The following is a 22,359-nucleotide window of genomic DNA, read 5'->3' as shown; positions in this document are numbered from 1 at the left end:
GCGCGCTTTTGTTTTTGCTGGAGTAGCTTTGGAATGATGCGGCAATACGAGCTTGTTGAGCGCGTGCAGAAATACAAGCCCGATGCCAACGAAGCTCTCCTCAACAAAGCCTATGTTTATGCGATGCAGAAGCATGGCCAGCAGAAACGTGCCAGCGGCGACCCCTATATTTCCCATCCTCTCGAAGTTGCTGCGATCCTGACGGATATGCGCCTGGATGAATCGACCATCGCGGTCGCTCTTCTCCACGACACGATCGAGGATACGACGGCGACGCGCGCCGAAATCGATGAGATGTTCGGCGAAGACATCGGTCGCTTGGTCGAGGGTCTGACGAAGATCAAGAAGCTGGATCTCGTCACCAAGAAGGCCAAGCAGGCCGAAAATCTGCGCAAACTGCTGCTCGCCATTTCCGACGATGTGCGCGTGCTTCTGGTGAAGCTTGCCGACCGCCTGCACAATATGCGCACGCTCGATCACATGTCGCCGGAAAAGCGCGCGCGCATTTCCGAGGAGACGATGGAAATCTATGCGCCGCTTGCCGGCCGCATGGGTATGCAGGACATGCGCGAGGAGCTGGAGGAGCTTTCCTTCCGCCATATCAATCCCGAAGCGCATGATACCGTCACCAAGCGCCTTGAGGAACTGTCGCGCCGTAACGAGGGCCTGGTCAAGAAGATCGAGACCGAGCTGCGCGATCTGCTCGTCGCCAATGGCCTTGCCAACGCCATGGTCAAGGGCCGGCTGAAAAAGCCCTATTCGGTCTTTCGCAAGATGCAGTCGAAGTCGCTCTCCTTCGAGCAGCTCTCCGACGTCTACGGCTTCCGCCTTCTGGTCGACGATATTCCCTCCTGCTATCGGGCGCTCGGCATCGTCCATACCCGCTGGCGCGTCGTTCCCGGCCGCTTCAAGGATTATATCTCGACGCCTAAGCAGAATGATTACCGCTCGCTGCACACGACGATCGTCGGCCCTTCGAGCCAGCGCATCGAACTGCAGATCCGCACCAAGCGCATGCATGAGATCGCCGAATTCGGCATTGCCGCCCACACGCTTTATAAGGATGGCGCCAACACCAATGGCGATAGCGAGCTCCTGTCGAGGGAAAGCAACGCCTATTCCTGGCTGCGCCATACGATCGAGGCGTTGGCCGAGGGCGATAGCCCTGAAGAGTTCCTAGAGCACACGAAGCTCGAACTGTTCCAGGACCAGGTCTTCTGTTTCACGCCCAAGGGCAAGCTGATCGCCCTGCCGCGCGGCGCGACGCCGATCGACTTTGCCTATGCCGTCCACACCAATATCGGTGACACCACGGTCGGCGCCAAGATCAACGGCCGCATCATGCCGCTCGTCACTCGGCTGAACAATGGCGATGAGGTCGAGATCATCCGCTCGGGCGTGCAGGTGCCGCCGGCCGCCTGGGAAGAGATCGTGGTCACCGGCAAGGCGCGCGCCGCCATTCGCCGCGCAACCCGCCTTGCCATCCGCAAGCAATATGCCGGCCTTGGCCATCGCATTCTGGAGCGCACCTTCGAGCGCGCCGGCAAGGTCTTCTCGCGCGATGCCCTGAAGCCGGCCCTGCACCGCCTCGGCCAGAAGGACGTCGAGGACGCGATCGCCGCCGTCGGGCGAGGGGAGATGTCTTCGCTTGATGTCTTGCGCGCCGTCTATCCCGATCATCAGGACGAACGCGTGACCGTGAAGCCTGCCGGCGACGATGGCTGGTTCAACGTTCGCAGCGCCTCCGGCATGATCTTCAAGATACCCGGCAAGAACAAGGCCGAGGTTTCCGACGGCGCCGATCTCGATGCGCCGCCGATCCGCGGCATCTCCTCGAATGTTGAGGTGCATTTCGCGCCAACCGGCGCCGTCCCCGGCGACCGCATCGTCGGCATCATGGAAAAAGGTAAGGGCATCACCATATATCCGATCCAGTCGCCTGTCCTGCAGCGGTTCGATGACGAGCCGGAGCGCTGGATCGATGTGCGCTGGGATCTGGACGAGGCCAACAAGTCCCGCTTTGCGGCCCGCATCCTGATCAATGCCCTCAATGAGCCGGGCACCCTGGCGAAGGTGGCGCAAACCGTGGCGGATGTGGACGTCAATATCCGGGTGCTCAACACCGTTCGGGTTGCAGCCGATTTCACCGAAATGGCCCTCGACGTCGAAGTCTGGGATCTGCGCCAGCTCAACCAGCTTCTGGTGCAGCTCAAGGAACTCGACTGCATCGCGACAGTAAAGCGCCTCTACGAATGAGATCCGCCGGGATTGCTGTCGATCCGAGGCAGGCTGCATATTTTGTGATCATTTTATGACCAAATTCGAGCGTCTTTTTGGATAGATATGCATTGAACGCATGGCTGTGTATATTTTAGAGCGGTGGTAATTAACCTTTGTCAGGCCTATCTTCTGATCGTCGAAGAAACGAAACTGAGATGAGAGAAGACAATGTTTAGCCCGATCAAGAAAATCGCCCGTGCCCTGCGTGTTCCGAGTGTTGAAGAACGCGAAATGGCTTACCTGAATGGTTCGCATGACCGTTTTGACCTTGAGTATCGTCAGCGTCAGGTCGACCGCGGTCTGTTCCGCACGCGTTAATCGCTGTTAATACTTGAAAGACCAGAAGGGGCGCGTCGTTGTTGCGCCCTTGGAGCATCCCGATCTTGCGGGATTGCTTCCTGCAAATGAAGAGAACGTCCATTTTCTGCGCGCCGCGCAGAGGATGTTCCCAAAAAGAGCCGCACTTTCGGTTCTTAATCAGTGCATGATACGTTCGGCCGCTCTTGTCACGACGGCCTCCATTGCACTAGATAAGCCGCATGCTGTTTCGTCGCCGAAAACCACTGACATTCAAGGAAAAACTGCGGGAACACCTTTGGCCCCGCAAGGGTTTCGTCCGTTCGTTCCAATATTTCGGTAAGCGCCTCGTTCGCCTCGCCGCCTCGCCGCATTCGGTTGCGGCCGGCTTTGCGGCGGGCATTGTCGTGTCCTGGACGCCGTTCATCGGTGTGCATTTCGTCATGGCGATCATCATAGCCTATCTCGTCGGTGGCAATGTCATTGCCTCCGCGCTCGGCTGTCTGGCTGCCGGCAATCCGATTACCTACCCCTTCATCTGGGCTTTGACCTGGGAAATCGGTCATCTGATCCTGGCGCGTGACAGTGGCGGCCAGGGCGGCAGCATCGATCTGCCGGCGCTGTGGCACAAGGGCGATCTCACGCAAATCTGGGACCCGGTTTTGAAGCCGATGCTGATCGGCGGCATTCCGCCCGCCATCGTGACGGGTGTGATCGTCTATGCGCTTACCTATTATGGTGTGAAGACCTTCAAGACGCGCCGCAAGGAGCGTCTGATGGAACGTGCGCGCGAGCGGCTCGCGCTCGCCGAAAACGCATCGAGCGTCTGACGTGCCTGACCGTGTCCGGGCCGCCAGGAGGGCCTTCCCATGATTATCGGCATAGGCAGCGACCTTATCGACATCCGCCGGGTCGAGAAGACGATCGAACGTTTCGGCGCCCGGTTCACCGAGCGCTGCTTTACCGATATTGAGCGCGCCAAGTCCGAGCGCCGCAAGAACAAGGCGGCCTCCTATGCCAAGCGTTTTGCTGCCAAGGAAGCCTGCTCCAAGGCTTTGGGCACGGGGTTGGCGCAGGGTGTTTTCTGGCGCGACATGGGGGTCGTCAATCTGCCAAGCGGTAAGCCGACGATGCAATTGACCGGCGGTGCCGCCGAAAGAGTGGCGGCCATGCTGCCACCAAATCATCGCGCCGCCATTCATTTGACTATAACGGATGATTTTCCTCTTGCTCAGGCTTTTGTGATCATCGAAGCGCTGCCGATGGATGCCTGAATCACGACTGTATGTCGCTTTTGGCAACCGCGCCATTGCCGCGATGATGTGAAGCGAGTAGACAGTGCCTGAATGCAAGTGCGCCGGTGGGGTGCGAAAAAGGAATAAGACTGCGTGTCCGAGAAAGCCGTAAAACAGCAGAACGCCCTGTGGGAGAACATCAAGGTCATCGTACAGGCGCTCGTCCTGGCCATGATCATCCGCACGTTTCTCTTTCAGCCATTCACCATCCCGTCAGGCTCAATGATGCCGACGCTTCTTGTCGGCGATTACATCTTCGTCAACAAGTTTGCCTACGGCTATTCCAAGTATTCGATGCCGTTCTCGCCGGATCTGTTCAGCGGCCGCATCCTGGCCAGCGAGCCGAAGCGTGGCGACGTCGTGGTTTTCCGTTTCCCGCCGAATCCGGATGTCGACTACATCAAGCGCGTGATCGGTCTGCCGGGCGACCGCATACAGGTGAAGAACGATATCCTCTACATCAACGGTCAGGCCGTTCCGCGCGAGCCGCACGGCACTTTCTCGTCGGATTACAGCCAGGAGCCGGGCGACCACATCGCCGTCTACAGCGAGCGCCTGCCTGATACCGGCAAGGTCTATGACACGCTGGATCTTTCGCCGAATTCGCGTGGCGACAACACCCAGGAATATGTCGTTCCGCCGGGCCATTACTTCATGATGGGCGACAATCGCGACAATTCCGACGATAGCCGTTTCGATGTCGGCTATGTCCCTGCCGAGAACCTGATCGGCCGCGCCAGCATCATCTTCTTCTCGCTGGGCCACGACACCTCGTTCCGCGAAGTCTGGAAATGGCCGACCAACATGCGTTGGGACCGTATTTTCAAGGTTGTCGAATGACGAAGGCGCAGACGCTCTCCCAGGCGGATCGTGCCAAGCTTGAGGTCGTTATAGGCCATGAATTCGCCGAAAAGGAGCGTCTCGATCGCGCGCTGACCCATGCCAGCGCGCGGACGCACAAGACGGGCAACTATGAACGGCTGGAATTTCTCGGCGACCGTGTTCTCGGCCTGTGCATTGCAGAATTGCTTTTCAAGACCTTCGGCGCGGCGACGGAAGGCGAGCTTTCGGTACGTCTCAACCAGCTGGTGAGTGCAGAGACCTGCGCCGAAGTTGCCGATGAGATGGAGTTGCATCTTTACATCCGCACCGGCGCCGACGTGAAGAAGCTCACGGGCAAGCGCATGCTCAACGTGCGCGCCGATGTCGTCGAAAGCCTGATTGCCGCGCTTTATCTGGATGGCGGCCTTGAAGTCGCCCGCGCGTTCATCCTGCGTTTCTGGGAGCGCCGGGCTATTCGGCCGGAAGGCGCAAGGCGCGATGCAAAGACGGAATTGCAGGAATGGGCGCATGCGAAATTTGGCGTCACTCCGGTCTATAGGGTTGATGATCGCAGCGGACCGGATCATGATCCGCGCTTCACGGTGACCGTGGAAGTCAAGGGTACAGCGCCCGAAACGGGAATAGAGCGCTCCAAACGTGCGGCCGAACAGATGGCGGCGACACGGATCCTGGAGCGCGAAGGTGTATGGCAGCCTCAGTTGACTGAGAAGTGACTGCCGGGGAATAGTGAAAATGAGCAATCAGCAGGACACCTCAGCCGAAGACGGCGCGGCTGAACATATCGGTCCGACGCATTCGGGCTTCGTCGCCCTTATCGGCCCCACCAATGCCGGCAAGTCGACGCTGGTCAACCGGCTTGTGGGCGCCAAGGTTTCGATCGTCAGCCACAAGGTGCAGACGACGCGCGCCATCGTGCGCGGCATTGCCATTCACAACAATGCGCAGATCGTCTTCATGGACACGCCGGGCATCTTCAAGCCGCGCCGCCGGCTGGATCGCGCCATGGTGACGTCTGCCTGGGGCGGAGCCAAGGATGCCGACCTCATCATGCTGTTGATCGACAGCGAGCGCGGCTTGCGCGGCGATGCCGAGGCCATTCTGGAAGGCTTGAAGGACGTTTCCCAGCCGAAGATCCTGGTTTTGAACAAGATCGACCGCGTCCGCCGCGAGGATCTGCTGGCACTTGCCGCCGCCGCCAACGAGAAGATCGCCTTCGAGCAGACCTTCATGATCTCGGCGGAGAACGGCTCCGGCTGCGACGACGTGATGGATTATCTAGCAAAGACCTTGCCGGAAGGCCCCTGGTACTATCCCGAGGATCAGATTTCGGACCTGCCGATGCGCCAGCTCGCCGCCGAAATTACCCGGGAAAAGCTGTTCCTGCGCCTGCACCAGGAGCTTCCCTATTCCTCGCATGTCGAGACCGAGAAATGGGAGGAGCGCAAGGATGGCTCGGTGCGCATCGAACAGGTGATCTATGTCGAGCGGGAGAGCCAGAAGAAGATCGCGCTCGGCAAGGGCGGCGAGACGATCAAGGCGATCTCGACCGCGTCGCGCAAGGAACTCTCCGAAATTCTGGAACAGCCCGTGCACCTCTTCCTCTTCATCAAGGTCCGCGAAAACTGGGGAGACGATCCCGAGCGTTTCCGGGAGATGGGGCTCGATTTCCCGCATTGATGGAACTTTGCTTCCCTGAGCGCTTTATATTGCAGCGGTTTATCGGGCATGTCGCTTTGCCGCTGCAACTGAGGGGAGCATTTCATGACGAAGGCAGCTGCGACTGTGCATGGACAACGCACGCCCTGCCAGCAATGTCCACTAAGATCCCTGCCGCATTTCCGAGAATTCGAGCGCGACGAGCTGAATTTCATCAGCGGTTTCAAGAAGGGCGAACTTCTCGTCGACGCCGGTGCCACGATCTTTCTTGAAGGCGCGCATAGCGCCCACCTTTTCACCATCCTCTCCGGCTGGGGCTTCCGCTACAAGACGCTGGAGGATGGGCGCCGCCAGATTCTGAACTATGTGATGCCCGGCGACCTCATCGGATTGCAAGGTTCGATCATGGGCGAGATGCAGCACTCGACGGAGGCGCTTTCGCCGATATCGCTTTGCGTCTTCGAGCGCACGGAATTGATGGCGCTCTACAATTCCCATCCTTCGCTGGCCTATGATCTGACCTGGATCGCATCGCGAGAGGAGCGGATACTGGATGAACATCTTCTAAGCATAGGTCGCCGCTCCGCGCTGGAGCGTGCAGCCTATCTGATCGCGTATCTGCATCAGCGTGCCCGCGCACTCCGCTTGTTCAATGGCAGCAAGACCATCCCCATCCGGCAGCAGCACGTCGCCGACACGCTTGGTCTTTCGGTGGTTCATACCAACAAGACATTGAAAAAGTTGGCGGCGCGGAAGCTGCTGCTCTGGAACGAGCGAGGCTGTGAGGTTTTGGACAGCGAAGGCCTTGCTGAGCTCGCTGGTTGGGACGGCCTTGATTCGGTCAGGCGCCCCTTCATTTGAGGGCAGCCTTTTGCACAAACGACATGTCTTTTTTAAATGCTGACGACAACTGTATCAGCATAGATTATTGTTATCGTCACTTTTCGACCAGTTTCACCTTTTACTAACCGCGGCGGCAAAAGCGATTGGAGCATGGTGACGAGCCCATAGTCCCGCAGTGCAAAAAGTGCGAAGCGGATTGGAGGCGAAGTCATGTCACAAGAGACTGAGCCAAAACGGATGGGCAAAGCCATCCATTCAAGACGGGCCGATGATTGGCGCCGGAGGGATAGATGCGGGACTTTTTACGGGGTGCGCCAATTGGCGCGTACGTGCAAGGATGGCGCTGATATGACGTTTCAGCGCGTCCTTATACTAGAAGATAATCTTATCATTGCCATGGAGGCGGAGGAAATTCTTCACCTCGTCGGAATTCAACAAATTGAGATTGCTTCGAATCTGGAGCAGGCGGTCAACGCCATTCATTCGGAACATTATGATTTTGCAATGCTCGACGTGAACCTTGGGGAGTCGACCAGTTTCGGCTTTGCCCGATTGCTGATGGAGCGCGGCATTTCCTTCGGCTTCGTCAGCGGCTATTCCGATACGCTCGATTTTCCGGCAGATCTGCGGCATGTGCCGCTTTTGAACAAGCCTTTCGACGAGCAATCCATGCGCCTCTTCGTCGAGACGCTGGCCGGCAGTTCCCCGCTCGCCATGTGACAGCGGCAGTCATTTGTCCTAAACTCGAATCGCAGAAATCTTTCGGGGCAACCGGCCGATGCAATGGCAGGACCATGCGATCATTCTGGGCGTCAAACGTCTCGGCGAGACCAGCGTCGTCGCCGAGGTGATGACGCGTACCCGCGGTCGCCATATGGGATTGGTACGATCCGGCCGCTCGCGCGCCATGCAGCCGGTGCTGCAGGCCGGCAATCTCGTCGAAGTCACCTGGCGGGCAAGACTGCATGAGCATCTCGGCGAATTTCGCATGGAGCCGGTGACACTGAGGGCTGCGCGGCTGATGGAGACAGCGACCGCTGTCTATGGCGTGCAGGCGATGGCCGCTTTGCTGCGGCTGCTGCCGGAGCGCGATCCGCACCCGCACCTCTACGATGCCCTCGATGTCATCCTTGAAAACCTGCAGAATCCCGCCGACGCCGGCGAACTCTTCGTGCGCTTCGAGCTTGCCGTCTTGAATGATCTTGGTTTCGGCCTCGATTTGACGGAATGCGCGGCAACTGGCGTGCGTGAGGATCTGGCTTTCGTTTCGCCGAAGTCCGGGCGTGCCGTCTGCCGGGCAGCCGGCATGCCCTGGGCGGACAAGATGTTGGCATTGCCGCCGTTTCTGGCGACAGGGGCCATGATCGCCGCAGATAGGGAAAGCCTTTCCGCCGCTTTCCGTCTCACTGGCTTCTTTCTGCATCGACACGTCTACGAACCGCGCGGCATAGAGATCGCCGCGGCGCGCGACGGCTTTATGCAAGCCGCACTGAAGGCGGTTGCCGTCGCTTCGCTGAACGAGGGCATGGTATCCCCGGGCCTTGTCGTCAAAGGCTGAGCAGTAAAAGGCCTGCACAGAGGGTCAGTTTTAGCGCCGCTTGAGTGCCCAGCCTTCGGGCCGTTCCTCGAGCACCGTCACCGTATCGCCGATCTTCACAGCGCCTTCGCCACGCGGCACGGCATTCCAGCCGAAGAGCGGGCCGGGCACGCGCCGGTCGGCGGACATGCGGATACGGCCCATGGCGGGCATCGGATTCGGCACGTCGCGCGAACCGGTCTGCTGATCCTGCGTCGTCATGATGCAGCGCGAGCAGGGCTTGACGAGATCGAGACGGATGCCGCCGATTTCGATGGCGGCCCAGCGATCCTCCGGCCATTCCTCGTCGATATCGATGACGATGTTGGGGCGGAAGCGCTCCATGCCGACTGCGCCTTCGCCGTGCGCGGCAAGATTGGCGTTGAGCGCCTTCAGCGAGCCGGTGGTGGTGACCAGAATCTGGTAGCCATCGGAAAACGTAACAGGCGTATCCTCGCCGGCCCATTCCGGGTTGGCGATGCGCTTCGCGAGCCTGTCGAAGAACACCATCCTGACCTCGCGATCCAGCCAGGCCGACAGGGCCTTGTTGGTTTCTTCATCCGCGACGGAGGCGTTGACGGCTGATTTCCAGACGATGATATCCATGCGGTTGTCGGGGTGTGGCGGCGGCACGATGATGTCAGCCTTGCCCTCCATCTTCAGACGCAGATAGGAAGGCGCAGGCTGGATATCGATCCGGGCCAGTGCCTGCAATTCGCGCTGGGTGATGAAGTTGCCCGAGGGATCGACCAGCATGGCGCGGCGGTCGTCCGCGAGACCGAAGGCATCGATGGCTGCCGACGGAATGGCGATGCCGCGGGCGCTCTTGAGGGGATAGATGAAAAGATCGCTGACGCGCATGGGTGGCCCTCAGATTTCGTCGATGAACATTGCCAGCACGGTCTTCAGCCGGTCATGCCGCGCTTCGGCAAACCTGGCCCCCGTCTCGGTCTGGAATCCATCCGCAAGTTTGAACAGCTTTGTCTCGAAATGGTCAATGGCGAAGCGCTTGTCGTCAAGCGGCCGCTCTGTCGCAAGCGGATCGAACGGGTCGTAAAGGCCGGAACCGAGACGGCCTGCAATGTAGAAGCAACGTGCCGCACCGATCATGCCGATGGCATCCAGCCGGTCGGCATCCTGCAGGATCTTCGCTTCGAGCGTTTCCGGCTGCAGGTTGGCGGAGAAACTATGCGTGGTGATCGCATGCGCGGCAGCCGCAATATCGTCGTCCGCCCAGCCGAGCTGCCGCAAAATGCCCGAAGCTTTCTCGGCTGCGAGCCGCGAGGCTTGCGCGCGATGCGGCGAATTTTTTTCGACTGCAACGCAATCGTGCAGCAGCACGGCCGCGGCGAGAATACGGGCATTGCCGCCTTCTTCGGCCTGGATGGCCATGGCATTGCGGAAGACGCGCAGGATATGGGCAATATCGTGCGAACCGTCATCGCCATCCGCGGCGTGGGGGATGAGATCCGCAGCCAGTGCTTCGAACGGGGCGAAAGCCCGTGCCATCTTGTCGGTATTCATGGTCGCACTTGCTCCGGGATGATCAGTCGGCAGGTTCTTTCCTCCTACCGGGCGAATGGATTCGCCGCAATCACTCCGTCGCTTTCTTGCGTGTCAGGATTCTCTGGTAGAACAGGCCGATACCGATCAAGACAGCGCCGAGGCCGATGAAGGATAGCGCCCGGAGGAAGCCTTCAAGGTTCGCCATGTCGATCAGGAAGGCCTTCACGACGGCGATGAAGACCAGCACCGCCGAGGCGATGCGCAGGCTCCGGGCCTCGAGGCGGGTCCCGAGCCCGAGAAGCGCGATGCCGATCAGCAGCCAGACGACGGAATAGGAATAGAGCTCGCCCTGGATGAAACCGTTCCAGAAGGGAATGTACTCGCCCTGCCAGAAGCGCCGCACCGACAGGGTCGCCCATGCGAAGGCCATGACGGCCGCCGCGACCGCGAGCATGCCGACATAAGGCAGGGGACGACGATTGCGGGCAAAGAGCGCCAGGCCGGCATAAGCGATGGCTGGCAGGAGATAGGCGAGCAGCAGCAGATTGAAGAGCGGGATGCCACCTGTGCTCTCACCCGTCATGAACGGGTTCAGCCCCAGCAGATGCAGGGTCAGGATCATGAAGACCGAAATGACGCCGAGCGCCATGCCGCCATAGCGGAAGACAGGGCTTGCGGCGCTGAGATCGAGCGCCATCAGCGTCGCCGAGGCACCGATCGCCAGCAGCGTGTAGATCGACTGTTCGCCGAGCGTCGGAACCGCATCGTTCAGGACGCCGCCATTCATGGCATGGCGCACGAGGATAGCGATCGTCAGCAGCACGAGGAAGCAGGCGAGCGCCTGTAAGGCATTGCGCAGGCGCTGGCTCGGCGAAAGACGTGTGATAAAGGCAGCTAGGACGGCAAGGGCGGCCGGAATGCCGTAGCCGGCAAGCAGCATATTGAAGACCGGCGTCGTGCCGAGTTCCGAGGGATCGACGATCGTCGGCTGCCAGGCGATGCGCCCCATGGCGATGACCAGCGCAGCAACCATGGTCCATGGCAGAACGGGCCAGTTGCGCAGACGTCCCGCCAGCAGATAGACGATGCCGAGAATCGGCAGCAGGATCGTCGCGGTGGCATGATGCGCAAGCGTATGCAGGGCGAAGACTGCGGCGGCAAAAGAGCCGGCCGCCAGGATATTCGTCGGCAGCTTCAACGCTTCTCCGTCACGGCGATCCTGCCATTCCGCAAGCCCGACGAGAACCAGCGCCAGTCCGATGCCGTAAAGCCCATGCAGCCAGTCGAGCGTCCAATTGCCGAAGTTGGCGAAGCTGATCGTCGCGATCGCCAGCGGCGTAACGACCATGACGAGGCTCCAAAGTGCGGCATAGGGTTTCTCCGCCTGGGCGAAGCGCCTGAGGAAAAAGGCGCCGATCAGTACAAAGAGGGCGCCGAGGCCGAGCATTTCATAGAGCACCGTGCTTTGCAGGCTGGCGGTTCCATCCGCGCCCGTGGACTCTATTCCGGCGATCCAATTGGCCAGAATGCCGGACGCGCCGATGACGGCGACAAGCGCCGACAGGATCGTTGCCCAGGCTGCATGCAGGCGACCGGCACCGAAGGCCGCTACCGCCGCAACGATCGCCGCAAACATGAATGTGGCGTCGACAATGGGATATCCATATCGAAGGCTGTAGCTGACGATGCAGAGCGATACCGTAAGCGCGCCAATCGCTGCCGTCAGCGTCGTGCCGAGCGGCGGACGGGCGAGAAACGCCGCCCATCCCATGCCGGCACTCAATTGCTGAGGCACATCATCGGCGGGCGCCGTTGCGCTGTCTTCCTTTGCTGCCTCGGAGATCGGATAGCGCCCCGGCCAGAGGAAGATGGTGCCGCCGATCATCGCAAGCATAGCAAGCGTAACCGGCGTCAGATCGACGGCGGGGCTGAAGGTGATGTAGAGCAGAGGCCAGAGGCTCAGCAACCCATTTGCTAGGGATGGCGCGATCAGCCAGCGGCGCAGGCGGGATGCCAATAGGGTCGCAAGCCAGGTCAGAACGAGATAGCTGAAGAGTGTCCAAGGGCGTGGCGCAGTCGATGCGATCAGGGCAGGGGTTGCCATTGATGCCAGCAGACCAAGGCCGGCAAGCGCCTGCCCATGCAATAGCGATAGTCCGAGCGTGGCGAGCGAGATTAGTGCGAGAAGAATGAAGGCGGTCGTGGGGCCGATGAATTCGTAAATGGCATGCGCGGCATAGGTCGCGCCGAACAGGGCAACGACGCCAGCCGCCGTCAAGACGCCAGGGATCATCGCATTCTGGAAGGCATTGTTCAGAACCGGTGCGGCGCGGCGGCGGATCACTTCACCGGCGGCAATCAGGACGAGACCGAAGAGCGCCGCAAGAACAAGCCGGACGCTGGGGCTGAGAAGACCGCTCTCGATCGAATATTTGACCATGAAGACGCCGCCGAGCGCCAGCGCGATGCCGCCGACCCAGACGGCCCAGCGTGCACCGATCGTGCTCTCCAGGCTTTCCTTCGTCTGCACGGATGTATGGGTGGCAAGAGGGGCGGTCTTTTCCTCGACCACATCCGCGACATTGTTTGCGGCGAGGGCCGGTTGCTCGGTATCGGGCGCGGAGGTGTCTTCGATCACCGCTTTCGGCTCTTCTTCGACAGGCTGTCCAGCAGCAAGAGCCATCGAATCCGTCGCAGGAATCGATTCGCCCGTTTCCGCTGTCAGCACCTTGCCCGCGAGAGCATTTTGCAGCTCCTGAACGCGCGCTTCCAGCTGTCTTATCCTTAGGTTGTGGCCTCGCAGTACCAGGATACCGACGACCAGGATGACGAGCGGTAACAATTCCATCATGTCTTCTCCATGGGCGATCCGCCGTAGCATATACGAAACCGCTCGCCGGGTAAGATTAGATAGTAAGATTCCCCTATGATTCCAGTGGATTATGCCGGACTACCTTATAACGGATCGCAAAGGGAACATTAGGAAATTCAGATTTACCGCTTGGGAACTATGGTTAATACTCATTAACAATTTGTCTTTACCGGCAGCGCGAAGCAGCTTAATAACGGCTCATAGTCTAACTCTGAATGTATTGCGTACAAACGACGTCGCATGAGGCGGCTCCTACCTTAGGAGGTTTGTATGTCCCATGTTTCTTCCGTATCCAACAGCTCCTACCCATATCGTGGCACGCTTTCGCGCCTCGATTCGAACGGCGATGGTCTTTTGAGCCAAGAGGAACGCGCGGTGGACGAGCGCCCCGGCATTCTCGAGGCCAGTAATACCGACGCTACTGCCAATGGTTCGAATGGTGCACTGAGCGGCTTCATTGCCAAGCTCATGCAATTGCCGAGCGCCGATATCGCTTCCACGGCCAAGTCACCGGAATCCAATGTCGATTTCGACCTGGATCTGCTGTCGCCGATGGATGCATATAACAGCACATACGGCCAGTATGACGTCGACAGCATAGCGGCCTGACAAGCACTTTCGTCCGATGCAAGGCGACCTGCCGTAATGCCGGCAAGTCGCCTTATCATTTTGATTAGGGTCATTTTTTTCCATTCGCCGGAACCCTCGTGCCTGCCACGCGTTGGGCAATTGCCACGCAGAACAGGGAGGGTGTTCCATGAAGCGGATGACGATCGTTGCAATTCTTGCCCTTGCCGCAGCCGCGCCCGCGGCAGCGCAAACCCAAAATCAAAACACCGCCACTGCTGATTTCGTCGGCCTCGACGGTAAACAAGCCGGTCGGGCGACCTTGACCGAGGGCAAAAAGGGCGTGCTGATCGAGATGGAAGTGTCCGGCATGCCGGCCAATCGCTGGGTCGCCTTCCACATCCATGAAAATAGCCGTTGCGACCATGCGCACGGCTTCGAGTCCGCTGGTGGTCATTTCAACCCAACCAAGGCGGAACACGGCTTTCTGGCCGCCAACGGTCCGCATGCCGGCGATATGCCCAACCAGTATGTCGATCAGGATGGCAAACTGCGTGCCCAGGTCTTCAATGGCATGGTATCGCTGAACGGGAAAAACGGCATCCGCGGCCGCACGCTGATGATCCATGCCGATTCGGATGATTACCGCAGTCAGCCCGTCGGCGGCGCCGGCAAGCGCCTGGCATGTGCCGTCATCCAATAGGAAGCGGGTCCGTAAGCAAGCGAAGATGATTCGCGCCGCTGAAGCGGCGGATGCCAAGCAGCGGTTGTTTCCGCTGCGTAGGCGCCCACCGGCGATATGATTCGGTGTCTGTCAATTATGGTTAATGGTGAATTAACACCAATCTTCAACCGGCAGGGCAAACAGACCTATCCTATCTGCAGATGATTAAGCGTGCCGGGGTCTATCAAACACGCGATGGCATTTGCCGTAGGAGATTTGGATGAGCGGGGTTTCTTCAATTGGAAGCAGCATGACGGCTGCCTCGTACAGTCCCCTGGATAAGAATCAGGACGGCGTCGTGGATGCTCAGGAGCTGGAGGAGGCGGCGCAGTCCGGCCTTCTGTCGGCGAGCATGCTCAACGATGAGGACAGCAACAGCAGCAGCGATCCCAGCGCGACGGATGTCTTTTCCGGCAATCTGGCCTCGATGCTGTTACAGATGCAGCAGAACAGCCAGTCAAGCGGTTCCGCGTCGGCCGACGGCTCTTCCGGCGAATCGCCCATGGACCAGCTGTTTGCCAGCCTGGACACCGACAAGGACGGCAAAGTCTCGCAGGACGAGTTCGTCGCTGGCCGTCCGAAGGATATGAGCGAGAGCGATGCTGAAAACCTGTTCAATAGCCTGGATACGCAAAACGCCGGCTCCCTGACCAAGGATCAATTCGCCGAGGGTCTCGATGCCCTGAAATCGTCGGATGTCTCAGCCGCCGATATGCTGTCGCTGGAGCCCGATACGAGCGGCAGCAGTTCAACGGATGACGCGACACTTGCCAAGGATCAGGCGCTGGATGTCTTGTTGAACGACATGCAGGATCCGTCGTCGCTTTACCAGAATACTTATGGTCAGTACGACCCGGATCAAACGGATGTCGTCGCCGCGTGATCGCCGTGGTTCATTGCTGTGAGGCGAGCGGAGATTGCGAAACGCGGTCTCCGCTTTTTAAGCGCCGGTGCTCGAGTCGGCCAAGGGCAGCATGAAAGGTGCGTTGCCGTCAGTATCTGCGCCACGGCCGATCTCTTTGACTGCAGCAACCAGCCGCCCCCGGCGTCCAAGCATGTCGTCGCCGATGGCAACGAGCCGGGCATTCGGCGTGACGAATGGCGAGCTCGCGCGCAGGCGGCGGACCAGCACAAGGTCGTTCTCCTCCGGGTGAACGGCCAAAGCTGCAATCAGTGCCGCCGCCGGCGAGCGTGAAATACCCATCCAGCAATGGATGAGCAAAGGTGCGCCTCGATCCCAACCGGTAGCGAAATCGATGATGGCGCGAACATGCGTCTCCTGCGGGGCGACGAGATCGCCGGTTCCGGCAAAGCTGATGTCGTTCATATTGAGCAGCAGATGCCGATCCGCCTTGATGACGGCGGGACGGTGAAAATTCTGCTCCTTGGCCATCAGGCTGATCATTTCGCGCGCGCCATGGCGAACGGCCATTTCGGCGATGCGCGCAAGCGGCGATACGATGATTGCTGTCACGCGCCGACCCTCATGGCGGCACGCTCCGCCTCGATCACCTCGAAGCGCTTGAGGAACAGCCGTTGTGCCTCGATTGCCGGCATGGGGTCGATCGGCAGCATCTCGCGCGTGATGTCGCGCGGCTGGCCGAAGAATTTGCGGGCTTCATCGGGCGTGAAGCCGGCAAGCAGCGTCGCCTCGAAATAGGCCGAGATCGTATCGGCCTTCTTGATCTTTTCCTTGAGCTTTGGCGCGCAATGCGGGGGCAGGGCGAAGCGCCGGTAGATTGCCGCCTCGAGCCGCTTCTCCACGACCTTGTAATCGCCGCCGACGACGGACTTGAACGGCGAGATCATGTCGCCGATCACATATTCCGGTGCGTCATGCAGCAAGGCGGCAAGCAATTCGTCGGGCGTTGCCGGATTGAGATGGCGAAAGATCGCCTCGACGACAAGGCTGTGTTGCGCCACCGAAAAGGCATGGTCGCCGGAGGTCTGTCCATTCCAACGCGCGACACGGGCAAGCCCATGCGCAATGTCGCTGATCTCGACGTCGAGCGGCGAGGGATCGAGAAGGTCGAGCCTGCGCCCGGATAACATGCGCTGCCAGGCGCGCGCGGTCGTCGCCGATGTCATGCCGACGCCTCGTCGGCGCGGGTGGGGAAGGAGAGGCCGGACCAGATCGGAAGTGACACGATGACGTCAACCTCACCAGCCTTTATCGGAACCTCTTCGGCAATGGCTTCGCCAGCCCGGTCTATGCGGACGATGGCTAGGCCCATATTGCCGGCGGTCGAGCCGAGCGTTCCGATCGGCTTGCCGCCAACAGTCAATTCCGTGCCGGAGGGCGGCAATTCGGCGCTGCCGTTGACGATGACGACACGCCTGCGCGCCGTTCCGCGATGGTGCATGCGGGAAACCACTTCCTGGCCGATATAGCAGCCCTTGCGGAAGCCCAGTCCGCCATTCAGATCCATCAGCACGTCATGCGGGAACGCGTCCTGCAATGCGAAATCGCGGCCGGAAACGGCGATGCCGTTGTCGATACGCAGGGCGTCATAAAGTGTCTCGGGATCGCCGCCGTGCTCGCCGGGCGTCCGGGTCAGCACAATTCCCGCCCTCGCGAAGCGGCTGTCCTTGGGACCGCCAGCTGTGACATCTCCCCATGCGACGGTGACGCCCTGCATCTCCTCCGTGACGAAATCGACCTTGGCTCGCAGGCGATACATGGTGAGCCGCTTGAGCAGGCTCTCCCGCTGCGCCGTGTCCGTTTCGAGCAGAAAGCCAGGGCCGTCCCGCCAGATCATGAAGTCGAACAGGATCTTGCCCTGCGGCGTCAGCAGCCCGCCTGGGCGCGCCTCGTCGGTGCCGAGCGAGACGAGATCGGTGGTGATGAGATTGTGCAGGAACGTCTCCGCCTCCGCGCCGGCAATGCGGATGAAGGAGCGCTCTCTGAGGAATACGGCTGGCATGATGGTTCCGCTGATTTGGCCTAAAGCACGTCGCGATCTTTCAGGTCGCTTCCTGCGCTTCAGGTCTTTGTTCTTGCGCATGTCGTTGTCGCAAAACCGCTGCGCACTTTTGCGCGACATGCTTCATCACGCAGAGGTAGGGCCTTCGACGGGGAACCGCAAGTTCCCCGGCCGCATCATTCGCCCGAGGTGAAGAATTTCCAGCGGCCGTCCGGCGTGATGCCGACGCGATAAAAATTATAGCCGCCGAATTCCTGCATGTCGGCATAGTCGCCGGCCGTCACGATACGCATCAGATCGACCTTCTCCGGCGTGGAGAGTGTCTTGATGTCCTTCTCGGCGAAATAGGGCCAGACATAGACCTCATCAGGGGTTCCCTGGCCGACATGGGCAAAGCCGGTCGACATGATGTCGAGGAGGATGGACAGGATCTCGATGCCGTCGGGATCGCCTGAAAGATCATGCAGGGTCTTGATCGGATCTTCGCCGGGGTCGTCGGCGGTGACCTGCGTCTGCTTGAGCCCGCCGCCGACATTCATCAGCGGGCGCAGGCGCTCGAGATCACCGGAAGCGGCAGCCTCGACGATCGCCGCACGCAGCTTCTTTACCGGCTCCGGCGCCCTGTCGATATCGTAGAGGAATTCGACTGACTTGTTTGTGCTCGAAGCATCGCCGCTGCTCTGGCTTGCCTGCTTGTTGATCAGCGGATCGGGCATTGGCAGCGCGTTATTGGCAGGCGCTTCCAGCGCCTGCTCGATCGGCTTCTCGTTCTCTTTGGGAGTGGACTGTGCTGCGTCTTTCGCCTGGGAAGCCGGCGGGTTGAGCTGGGAAAAGGCATTGGCCGGTAGCGGCAAGGCGGTGCTGCCCAAAAGCAGGGTTACGGCAGCGAACGAGGCAATGGAACAGGTGACCGCATTGCCTGGAAAGATACGCATTAGCAATCTCTGAGTGTTATTGCAGGGTACGGTTCGGAGAGAACTCGCCAGCGAGCATGCGTTCACGCAGCGATTCGAGCAAGGCTTCGGCGCCCTGTTCCCCTTGATTCCGGATCGTCTCGCGAATCGCGTGGGCGATGGCGGCGTCGGCGATGATTTCGGGCTCGATGCCATCTGCCATGCCGTCGGCCCAAGCTTCATTCTGGTATTCCAGCGCTGCCTGCATCTTTTCATGAACGATCATGTCGTCGATTTCGTTCAGGCTGGTTTCCATTGTTTCTTTCCTCGAGACGTTCATGTCCTTACCACTTGCTTAATAACTCTATCAGCCTTTTCCCAAAACGACACGGCTCGCTATGAAAAGAGGTTAATAAATCGTCAATTTCCAAAGCGTGCGGTGATTTCTGTCGCCAGTGTTGCACCTTCGTTACGGTATCGCTCTTCCGCGACGCGGGCTTGCGGCGTGCAATTCGTGTAAACCGATGCAAAGGACCGATATCCACGGTTGAAAGCGGCAGTGAGCCTTTCCTTTCGTTTCGGCTCGCTCTTGGTCTCCGTGTCGAGCAAGTGCTGCATGTCGCCGCGCCATCCGTCTTCCTGCGTCGGGCTACATAGATTGCGCAGATAGTCGATCGAACCGAGAATTTCGGAGAGCCGGGAAAGCTGCTCGTCATATGGCGCAGGCTGCTCGGCATTCGCATTATCGGCAGCCTGTGCCGGTGGCGCGCTTGCTGCTGGCTGTGCGGCAGCGGGAAGGGCTGCGGCAAGCGCGATGCAGATCAGAAGCGGTCGGCCAAGGCTGTTATGAATCATGTAACCATGTTGACCGGACAAGCATGACGGGAACAAGGCGCGAGGGGCGGTTTCCACGCCGATATTGCTCAGCATCGTTAATTTCGGCGCCGAGCTATGCGTTTTCTGCAGCAAGTCGTTCCACGCATTCGAGCACACTGGCGGGAACGGGCAGGGTGCGCACCTCCTCCAGCGTGTACCAGCCAATGGCGGCCGCATCGTCGGCTGCTTCGGCGACCGCATCCTCATCGGCATCCACAAGAAAGACCGAGAGCAGGAAGTGGCTCGTCAGCGTTCCGTCCGCCGCGTGGGAGCGCAGGTCGTAAGTCTCGAACAGGCGGGGATTGCGCGCAGATATGCCTGTCTCCTCCTTGAACTCGCGCAGCGCCGCGTCGGCCGGTGTCTCTCCGTCTTCGGCCCGCCCTCCCGGAAAGGCATACATATCGGCGGACGGCGGATTGCTGCGCAAGACAAGCAGGAAGCGACCGTTGCGTTCGAGAATGGCGGAGGAGGCAGGGCGAGGGTTGGAAGTCATGGATCACTTTGCATTCGGATGAAGATCGATGCGCGATGGCAAGGAGCCATCTGCGGCCCATTTCTACAGGAAACGGCGCTTGCTGTCCCATGGGAAAGCCCCTTAACTCGCTGCCGGCGGAAGCCGCGATTCTGAATGCGCCGAATACGGGGACGATCGGGAATGATTTACGGGCTATATGCTTTGGCGGCTCTTGCCGAAATTGCGGGCTGCTTTGCCTTCTGGGCGTGGCTGCGTCTGTCGAAGCCCGTCTGGTGGCTTGCACCCGGCCTTGTCTCGCTAGTGCTCTTTGCATGGCTGCTGGCGCTGGTGCCGAGCGAGGCGGCCGGCCGCACTTTTGCTGCCTATGGCGGCGTCTATATTGTTGCCTCCATTCTCTGGCTCTGGTTCGCCGAAGGGCGGCTACCGGACCGATGGGATATTTCGGGCGCCGTCATCTGCCTCGTCGGGGCGGCGGTCATTCTGCTCGGTCCGCGCGGCTGACGTTAGGCTTGACCAGCCGCTTTTCGGGTGCAACACAGGCCTGATGTGCGGACGTTTCGCTTTGACATCGACGGCAGATCACGTGGGGGAAGCGCTCGGCGTCCTGCTGAACGAGGCTTTTCCCGCGCGCTACAATATCGCGCCGACGCAGCCGATCCTTGTCGTGATATCGGGCGATCGGCAGCGACCGGGAAGCAATCTGCCGGATCGTCGCGCCTTGCTCGTGCGCTGGGGCTTTATGCCCGACTGGGTGAAGGACCCCAAGGATTTCCCGCTTCTGATCAATGCGCGGGCGGAAACGGCAATAGCCAAGGCCTCCTTCCGCGCGGCCATGCGCCATCGCCGCATCCTCATCCCGGCATCCGGCTTCTACGAATGGAATCGGCCGCCGAAGGAAAGCGGCGAGAAGCCGCAAGCCTACTGGATCCGCCCCCGTAGCGGCGGCGTCATCGCTTTTGCCGGGCTGATGGAAACCTGGTCGTCGGCCGACGGTTCGGAAGTTGATACGGGTGCGATCCTGACGACGGCGGCAAACAGCGCCATTCGATCCATCCATGACCGCATGCCCGTCGTCATCAAGCCGGAGGATTTCGCCCGCTGGCTCGATTGCAAGACGCAGGAGCCTCGCGAGGTGCTTGGTCTGATGAAGCCGGTCCAGGAAGATTTTTTCGAGGCGATCCCGGTTTCGGATCGCGTCAACAAAGTTGCCAATATGGGGCCGGATGTGCAGACACCTGTGGTGCTCGATCCGGTCAGGAAACCGCCGAAGAAAACGGATCCGGACGATGGCCAACTAAGCCTTCTCTGAGCGGCCGCCATTTTAGCGGCCAGTGAGCGGAAATGCTGCCTGCCGGCATTGGTCGGCGGTGGGCAGAACTATATTCTCAGGCGATCTTCTTCTTGAGAGGCTTTGTCTTCAGCATCAGATGGGCTGCAAGAACGGCTTTCAGCCCCAGCGGACGATAATGCTTGCTGGGATCGATCTTTGCCTGCGGTTGTGCCGGCTGGTCCTTTTTCTGCGTCATGTTTCACTCCTCACCATGCTCCCACGGAGCATTTTTCGATTCACAGTCGAGTAGTGCTTTTTGTCGTAAATCATGACAAATCGAAGGCGTTTTCCAATCAGCTTTTGTAAACAACGACCATATTTCGAGAGATTAGCGCCGAAACCTCGTGTAGAATCCGCACTGCCGCAATGTTTGAATCTGCGGAAATGTCGCGCCGAGCTGGCCTTCCGTTGCGCCGATGAGCGACCGTCATGTCTCTGATTGATAAGGGAGACTTACAGACTAGCGGTTGCAGCCCGGCGATGCCGCCAGAGGACTGTTGTGCAGCGGTTTGATATGCCGGCGCTAGATATGTCGGCCGATGTCGTCGTTGGAATCGTCGACATTGGGATCGGCGGGGCCATTGATGGTGTAGGTGCCGTATTTCTTTGCCCAGGAGCGTGCGCCGAAGGGTAGGGACAGCAAATAGATGACGACGGTCACGACCATGACATGCCACGTATAGCTCATCAGCAGCGCGACATAGACGACGAGGCCGAGCATGATCGGCAGCACCAGATCGCGCCTTACGCCGTTGCCTTCCGATTTGCCGGACCATACGGGCAGACGGCTGACCAGCAGGAAGCCGATGAGAACCGTGTAGGCTGCGCCCCATAAGGCGAAGGTGCGGTCCGGCGTAAGGCCGAGAAAGCCGAGATAAACAGGCAGCAGCACCAGCATGGCGCCGGCAGGCGCCGGTACGCCGACAAAATATTCGGATTGCCACGAGGCTTTATGCTCGCGTTCAGCCATGACATTGAAGCGGGCGAGCCGCAGTCCGGCGGCGATCGTATAGATCAGCGCCGCGATCCAGCCGAGCGAGCGGGCTTGGTCGAGCAGGAACACGTAGACGACAAGGGCCGGCGCAACGCCGAAATTGACGATGTCGGCGAGCGAATCCATCTGCGCGCCGAATTTCGAGGTGGCCTTCATCAGCCGCGCGACGCGCCCGTCGATGCCGTCGAGGAAGGCGGCGACCAGCACCGCCACGACGGCGAGCTCGTAACGGTTTTCGAAAGCGAGGCGAATGCCTGTCAGGCCCGAGCAGATCGCCAGCACGGTGATCATGTTCGGCACGATCAGTCGCAACGGAATTTCCCGGAGACGCGGTCCACGCGCTTCGTCATTGGGCCCGTGCGGCTCGAAAGGCGGAAAAGGCGTCTTCATCTCGCTCGTGTTCCTACA

At 59.8% G+C, this 22,359-nt stretch carries 27 protein-coding genes; 15 read left to right on the top strand and 12 right to left on the bottom strand.

All coding sequences use genetic code 11. The features are described from left to right. The first annotated feature begins 33 nt into the window (after nucleotides 1-33). The 10 genes from GDN47_RS12695 (at nucleotide 34) to recO (ending at nucleotide 8,772) form a co-directional block, all read left to right on the top strand. A complete protein-coding gene (locus GDN47_RS12695) occupies nucleotides 34-2,256 on the top strand; it encodes a RelA/SpoT family protein (protein ID WP_152093492.1) in 2,223 nt (740 codons plus the stop codon). A gap of 192 nt (nucleotides 2,257-2,448) precedes the next feature. Next, nucleotides 2,449-2,598 carry a DUF3563 family protein gene (locus GDN47_RS12690; RefSeq protein WP_015339295.1) on the top strand — a complete coding sequence of 50 codons (150 nt, stop codon included), beginning with the start codon at nucleotides 2,449-2,451 and terminating at the stop codon, nucleotides 2,596-2,598. 221 nt (nucleotides 2,599-2,819) lie between these two features. Continuing rightward, nucleotides 2,820-3,407: a DUF2062 domain-containing protein gene (locus GDN47_RS12685; RefSeq protein ID WP_069616144.1), complete on the top strand. Its 588-nt coding sequence runs from the start codon at nucleotides 2,820-2,822 to the stop codon at nucleotides 3,405-3,407. Between the two features lie 39 nt (nucleotides 3,408-3,446). Beyond that, on the top strand, nucleotides 3,447-3,851 hold the full coding sequence (acpS, locus tag GDN47_RS12680) for a holo-ACP synthase (RefSeq protein WP_015339297.1): 405 nt from the start codon (nucleotides 3,447-3,449) through the stop codon (nucleotides 3,849-3,851). Nucleotides 3,852-3,965: 114 nt separating this feature from the next. Continuing rightward, nucleotides 3,966-4,712: a signal peptidase I gene (lepB, locus tag GDN47_RS12675; protein ID WP_113329124.1), complete on the top strand. Its 747-nt coding sequence runs from the start codon at nucleotides 3,966-3,968 to the stop codon at nucleotides 4,710-4,712. Further along, a complete protein-coding gene (gene rnc / locus GDN47_RS12670) occupies nucleotides 4,709-5,428 on the top strand; it encodes a ribonuclease III (RefSeq protein WP_113351662.1) in 720 nt (239 codons plus the stop codon). Before lepB ends, rnc begins: the two co-directional genes overlap by 4 nt. A gap of 19 nt (nucleotides 5,429-5,447) precedes the next feature. After that, on the top strand, nucleotides 5,448-6,392 hold the full coding sequence (gene era / locus GDN47_RS12665; RefSeq protein WP_113329122.1) for a GTPase Era: 945 nt from the start codon (nucleotides 5,448-5,450) through the stop codon (nucleotides 6,390-6,392). Between the two features lie 84 nt (nucleotides 6,393-6,476). Then, complete coding sequence (locus GDN47_RS12660; protein WP_113329121.1) at nucleotides 6,477-7,232, top strand: Crp/Fnr family transcriptional regulator; 756 nt, start codon at nucleotides 6,477-6,479, stop codon at nucleotides 7,230-7,232. 219 nt (nucleotides 7,233-7,451) lie between these two features. After that, the gene (locus GDN47_RS12655) at nucleotides 7,452-7,934 is read left to right on the top strand and encodes a response regulator (protein WP_229002074.1); all 483 of its coding nucleotides are present in this window, start codon (nucleotides 7,452-7,454) and stop codon (nucleotides 7,932-7,934) included. A gap of 58 nt (nucleotides 7,935-7,992) precedes the next feature. After that, the gene (gene recO / locus GDN47_RS12650) at nucleotides 7,993-8,772 is read left to right on the top strand and encodes a DNA repair protein RecO (protein ID WP_152093491.1); all 780 of its coding nucleotides are present in this window, start codon (nucleotides 7,993-7,995) and stop codon (nucleotides 8,770-8,772) included. Between the two features lie 30 nt (nucleotides 8,773-8,802). On the opposite strand, the gene GDN47_RS12645 is transcribed toward recO, so the two are convergent. From GDN47_RS12645 to GDN47_RS12635, 3 genes are all read right to left on the bottom strand, one after another. Next, the gene (locus GDN47_RS12645) at nucleotides 8,803-9,651 is read right to left on the bottom strand and encodes an MOSC domain-containing protein (RefSeq protein WP_152093490.1); all 849 of its coding nucleotides are present in this window, start codon (nucleotides 9,649-9,651) and stop codon (nucleotides 8,803-8,805) included. A 9-nt stretch (nucleotides 9,652-9,660) separates the two neighbouring features. Next, nucleotides 9,661-10,314, bottom strand: a complete 654-nt coding sequence (locus GDN47_RS12640; protein ID WP_371865499.1) for an HD domain-containing protein — start codon at nucleotides 10,312-10,314, stop codon at nucleotides 9,661-9,663. A 70-nt stretch (nucleotides 10,315-10,384) separates the two neighbouring features. After that, nucleotides 10,385-13,144: a DUF2339 domain-containing protein gene (locus GDN47_RS12635; RefSeq protein WP_152093865.1), complete on the bottom strand. Its 2,760-nt coding sequence runs from the start codon at nucleotides 13,142-13,144 to the stop codon at nucleotides 10,385-10,387. A gap of 294 nt (nucleotides 13,145-13,438) precedes the next feature. Here GDN47_RS12635 and GDN47_RS12630 point away from each other — a divergent pair, with 294 nt between their 5' ends. The 3 genes from GDN47_RS12630 (at nucleotide 13,439) to GDN47_RS12620 (ending at nucleotide 15,342) form a co-directional block, all read left to right on the top strand. Next, nucleotides 13,439-13,777, top strand: a complete 339-nt coding sequence (locus GDN47_RS12630; RefSeq protein ID WP_113329118.1) for a hypothetical protein — start codon at nucleotides 13,439-13,441, stop codon at nucleotides 13,775-13,777. Between the two features lie 148 nt (nucleotides 13,778-13,925). Next, nucleotides 13,926-14,438: a superoxide dismutase family protein gene (locus GDN47_RS12625; protein WP_113329117.1), complete on the top strand. Its 513-nt coding sequence runs from the start codon at nucleotides 13,926-13,928 to the stop codon at nucleotides 14,436-14,438. Between the two features lie 271 nt (nucleotides 14,439-14,709). Next, a complete protein-coding gene (locus GDN47_RS12620) occupies nucleotides 14,710-15,342 on the top strand; it encodes an EF-hand domain-containing protein (RefSeq protein ID WP_233789902.1) in 633 nt (210 codons plus the stop codon). A gap of 57 nt (nucleotides 15,343-15,399) precedes the next feature. Here GDN47_RS12620 and GDN47_RS12615 read toward each other — a convergent pair whose 3' ends face one another. The 7 genes from GDN47_RS12615 to GDN47_RS12585 all read right to left on the bottom strand — a co-directional run bounded on the left by GDN47_RS12615 (nucleotide 15,400) and on the right by GDN47_RS12585 (nucleotide 19,645). Then, nucleotides 15,400-15,933: a tyrosine phosphatase family protein gene (locus GDN47_RS12615; protein ID WP_145631700.1), complete on the bottom strand. Its 534-nt coding sequence runs from the start codon at nucleotides 15,931-15,933 to the stop codon at nucleotides 15,400-15,402. Then, entirely contained in the window at nucleotides 15,930-16,547 is a 618-nt protein-coding gene (locus GDN47_RS12610; RefSeq protein WP_145631699.1) for a YfbR-like 5'-deoxynucleotidase, read from the bottom strand. The genes GDN47_RS12615 and GDN47_RS12610 overlap by 4 nt, the downstream gene beginning before the upstream one ends. Then, entirely contained in the window at nucleotides 16,544-17,383 is an 840-nt protein-coding gene (gene ygfZ / locus GDN47_RS12605) for a CAF17-like 4Fe-4S cluster assembly/insertion protein YgfZ (RefSeq protein ID WP_152093488.1), read from the bottom strand. Before ygfZ ends, GDN47_RS12610 begins: the two co-directional genes overlap by 4 nt. 176 nt (nucleotides 17,384-17,559) lie before the next feature. After that, entirely contained in the window at nucleotides 17,560-18,318 is a 759-nt protein-coding gene (locus GDN47_RS12600) for a hypothetical protein (RefSeq protein ID WP_113329112.1), read from the bottom strand. 16 nt (nucleotides 18,319-18,334) lie between these two features. Continuing rightward, nucleotides 18,335-18,592: a hypothetical protein gene (locus GDN47_RS12595; protein ID WP_068385602.1), complete on the bottom strand. Its 258-nt coding sequence runs from the start codon at nucleotides 18,590-18,592 to the stop codon at nucleotides 18,335-18,337. A 104-nt stretch (nucleotides 18,593-18,696) separates the two neighbouring features. After that, a complete protein-coding gene (locus GDN47_RS12590; RefSeq protein ID WP_113329145.1) occupies nucleotides 18,697-19,131 on the bottom strand; it encodes a TIGR02301 family protein in 435 nt (144 codons plus the stop codon). 94 nt (nucleotides 19,132-19,225) lie between these two features. After that, complete coding sequence (locus tag GDN47_RS12585; RefSeq protein ID WP_069616156.1) at nucleotides 19,226-19,645, bottom strand: NUDIX hydrolase; 420 nt, start codon at nucleotides 19,643-19,645, stop codon at nucleotides 19,226-19,228. 162 nt (nucleotides 19,646-19,807) lie between these two features. Here GDN47_RS12585 and GDN47_RS12580 point away from each other — a divergent pair, with 162 nt between their 5' ends. Beyond that, nucleotides 19,808-20,128, top strand: a complete 321-nt coding sequence (locus tag GDN47_RS12580; RefSeq protein WP_069616157.1) for a YnfA family protein — start codon at nucleotides 19,808-19,810, stop codon at nucleotides 20,126-20,128. Between the two features lie 43 nt (nucleotides 20,129-20,171). Then, a complete protein-coding gene (locus GDN47_RS12575) occupies nucleotides 20,172-20,936 on the top strand; it encodes an SOS response-associated peptidase (protein ID WP_152093487.1) in 765 nt (254 codons plus the stop codon). Nucleotides 20,937-21,012: 76 nt separating this feature from the next. On the opposite strand, the gene GDN47_RS31985 is transcribed toward GDN47_RS12575, so the two are convergent. Then, nucleotides 21,013-21,153, bottom strand: a complete 141-nt coding sequence (locus tag GDN47_RS31985; RefSeq protein ID WP_015339320.1) for a hypothetical protein — start codon at nucleotides 21,151-21,153, stop codon at nucleotides 21,013-21,015. Between the two features lie 327 nt (nucleotides 21,154-21,480). Then, complete coding sequence (gene pssA, locus GDN47_RS12570) at nucleotides 21,481-22,341, bottom strand: CDP-diacylglycerol--serine O-phosphatidyltransferase (RefSeq protein WP_015339321.1); 861 nt, start codon at nucleotides 22,339-22,341, stop codon at nucleotides 21,481-21,483. Nucleotides 22,342-22,359: the final 18 nt, after the last annotated feature.

The organism is Martinezella dioscoreae (assembly GCF_009176305.1).
Lineage (GTDB): Bacteria > Pseudomonadota > Alphaproteobacteria > Rhizobiales > Rhizobiaceae > Rhizobium > Rhizobium dioscoreae.
This window is presented reverse-complemented; position numbering and strand designations above follow the sequence as displayed.

Bases quoted from the DNA above. Each gene is read 5' to 3' on its own strand.
- GDN47_RS12695 (WP_152093492.1), top strand. From the start codon at position 34: ATGATGCGGCAATACGAGCTTGTTGAGCGCGTGCAGAAATACAAGCCC.
- GDN47_RS12690 (WP_015339295.1), top strand. From the start codon at position 2,449: ATGTTTAGCCCGATCAAGAAAATCGCCCGTGCCCTGCGTGTTCCGAGT.
- GDN47_RS12685 (WP_069616144.1), top strand. From the start codon at position 2,820: ATGCTGTTTCGTCGCCGAAAACCACTGACATTCAAGGAAAAACTGCGG.
- acpS (WP_015339297.1), top strand. From the start codon at position 3,447: ATGATTATCGGCATAGGCAGCGACCTTATCGACATCCGCCGGGTCGAG.
- rnc (WP_113351662.1), top strand. From the start codon at position 4,709: ATGACGAAGGCGCAGACGCTCTCCCAGGCGGATCGTGCCAAGCTTGAG.
- era (WP_113329122.1), top strand. From the start codon at position 5,448: ATGAGCAATCAGCAGGACACCTCAGCCGAAGACGGCGCGGCTGAACAT.
- GDN47_RS12660 (WP_113329121.1), top strand. From the start codon at position 6,477: ATGACGAAGGCAGCTGCGACTGTGCATGGACAACGCACGCCCTGCCAG.
- GDN47_RS12655 (WP_229002074.1), top strand. From the start codon at position 7,452: ATGGGCAAAGCCATCCATTCAAGACGGGCCGATGATTGGCGCCGGAGG.
- recO (WP_152093491.1), top strand. From the start codon at position 7,993: ATGCAATGGCAGGACCATGCGATCATTCTGGGCGTCAAACGTCTCGGC.
- GDN47_RS12645 (WP_152093490.1), bottom strand. From the start codon at position 9,651: ATGCGCGTCAGCGATCTTTTCATCTATCCCCTCAAGAGCGCCCGCGGC.
- GDN47_RS12640 (WP_371865499.1), bottom strand. From the start codon at position 10,314: ATGAATACCGACAAGATGGCACGGGCTTTCGCCCCGTTCGAAGCACTG.
- GDN47_RS12635 (WP_152093865.1), bottom strand. From the start codon at position 13,144: ATGGAATTGTTACCGCTCGTCATCCTGGTCGTCGGTATCCTGGTACTG.
- GDN47_RS12630 (WP_113329118.1), top strand. From the start codon at position 13,439: ATGTCCCATGTTTCTTCCGTATCCAACAGCTCCTACCCATATCGTGGC.
- GDN47_RS12625 (WP_113329117.1), top strand. From the start codon at position 13,926: ATGAAGCGGATGACGATCGTTGCAATTCTTGCCCTTGCCGCAGCCGCG.
- GDN47_RS12620 (WP_233789902.1), top strand. From the start codon at position 14,710: ATGACGGCTGCCTCGTACAGTCCCCTGGATAAGAATCAGGACGGCGTC.
- GDN47_RS12610 (WP_145631699.1), bottom strand. From the start codon at position 16,547: ATGACATCGGCGACGACCGCGCGCGCCTGGCAGCGCATGTTATCCGGG.
- ygfZ (WP_152093488.1), bottom strand. From the start codon at position 17,383: ATGCCAGCCGTATTCCTCAGAGAGCGCTCCTTCATCCGCATTGCCGGC.
- GDN47_RS12600 (WP_113329112.1), bottom strand. From the start codon at position 18,318: ATGCGTATCTTTCCAGGCAATGCGGTCACCTGTTCCATTGCCTCGTTC.
- GDN47_RS12595 (WP_068385602.1), bottom strand. From the start codon at position 18,592: ATGGAAACCAGCCTGAACGAAATCGACGACATGATCGTTCATGAAAAG.
- GDN47_RS12590 (WP_113329145.1), bottom strand. From the start codon at position 19,131: ATGATTCATAACAGCCTTGGCCGACCGCTTCTGATCTGCATCGCGCTT.
- GDN47_RS12585 (WP_069616156.1), bottom strand. From the start codon at position 19,645: ATGACTTCCAACCCTCGCCCTGCCTCCTCCGCCATTCTCGAACGCAAC.
- GDN47_RS12580 (WP_069616157.1), top strand. From the start codon at position 19,808: ATGATTTACGGGCTATATGCTTTGGCGGCTCTTGCCGAAATTGCGGGC.
- GDN47_RS12575 (WP_152093487.1), top strand. From the start codon at position 20,172: ATGTGCGGACGTTTCGCTTTGACATCGACGGCAGATCACGTGGGGGAA.
- GDN47_RS31985 (WP_015339320.1), bottom strand. From the start codon at position 21,153: ATGACGCAGAAAAAGGACCAGCCGGCACAACCGCAGGCAAAGATCGAT.
- pssA (WP_015339321.1), bottom strand. From the start codon at position 22,341: ATGAAGACGCCTTTTCCGCCTTTCGAGCCGCACGGGCCCAATGACGAA.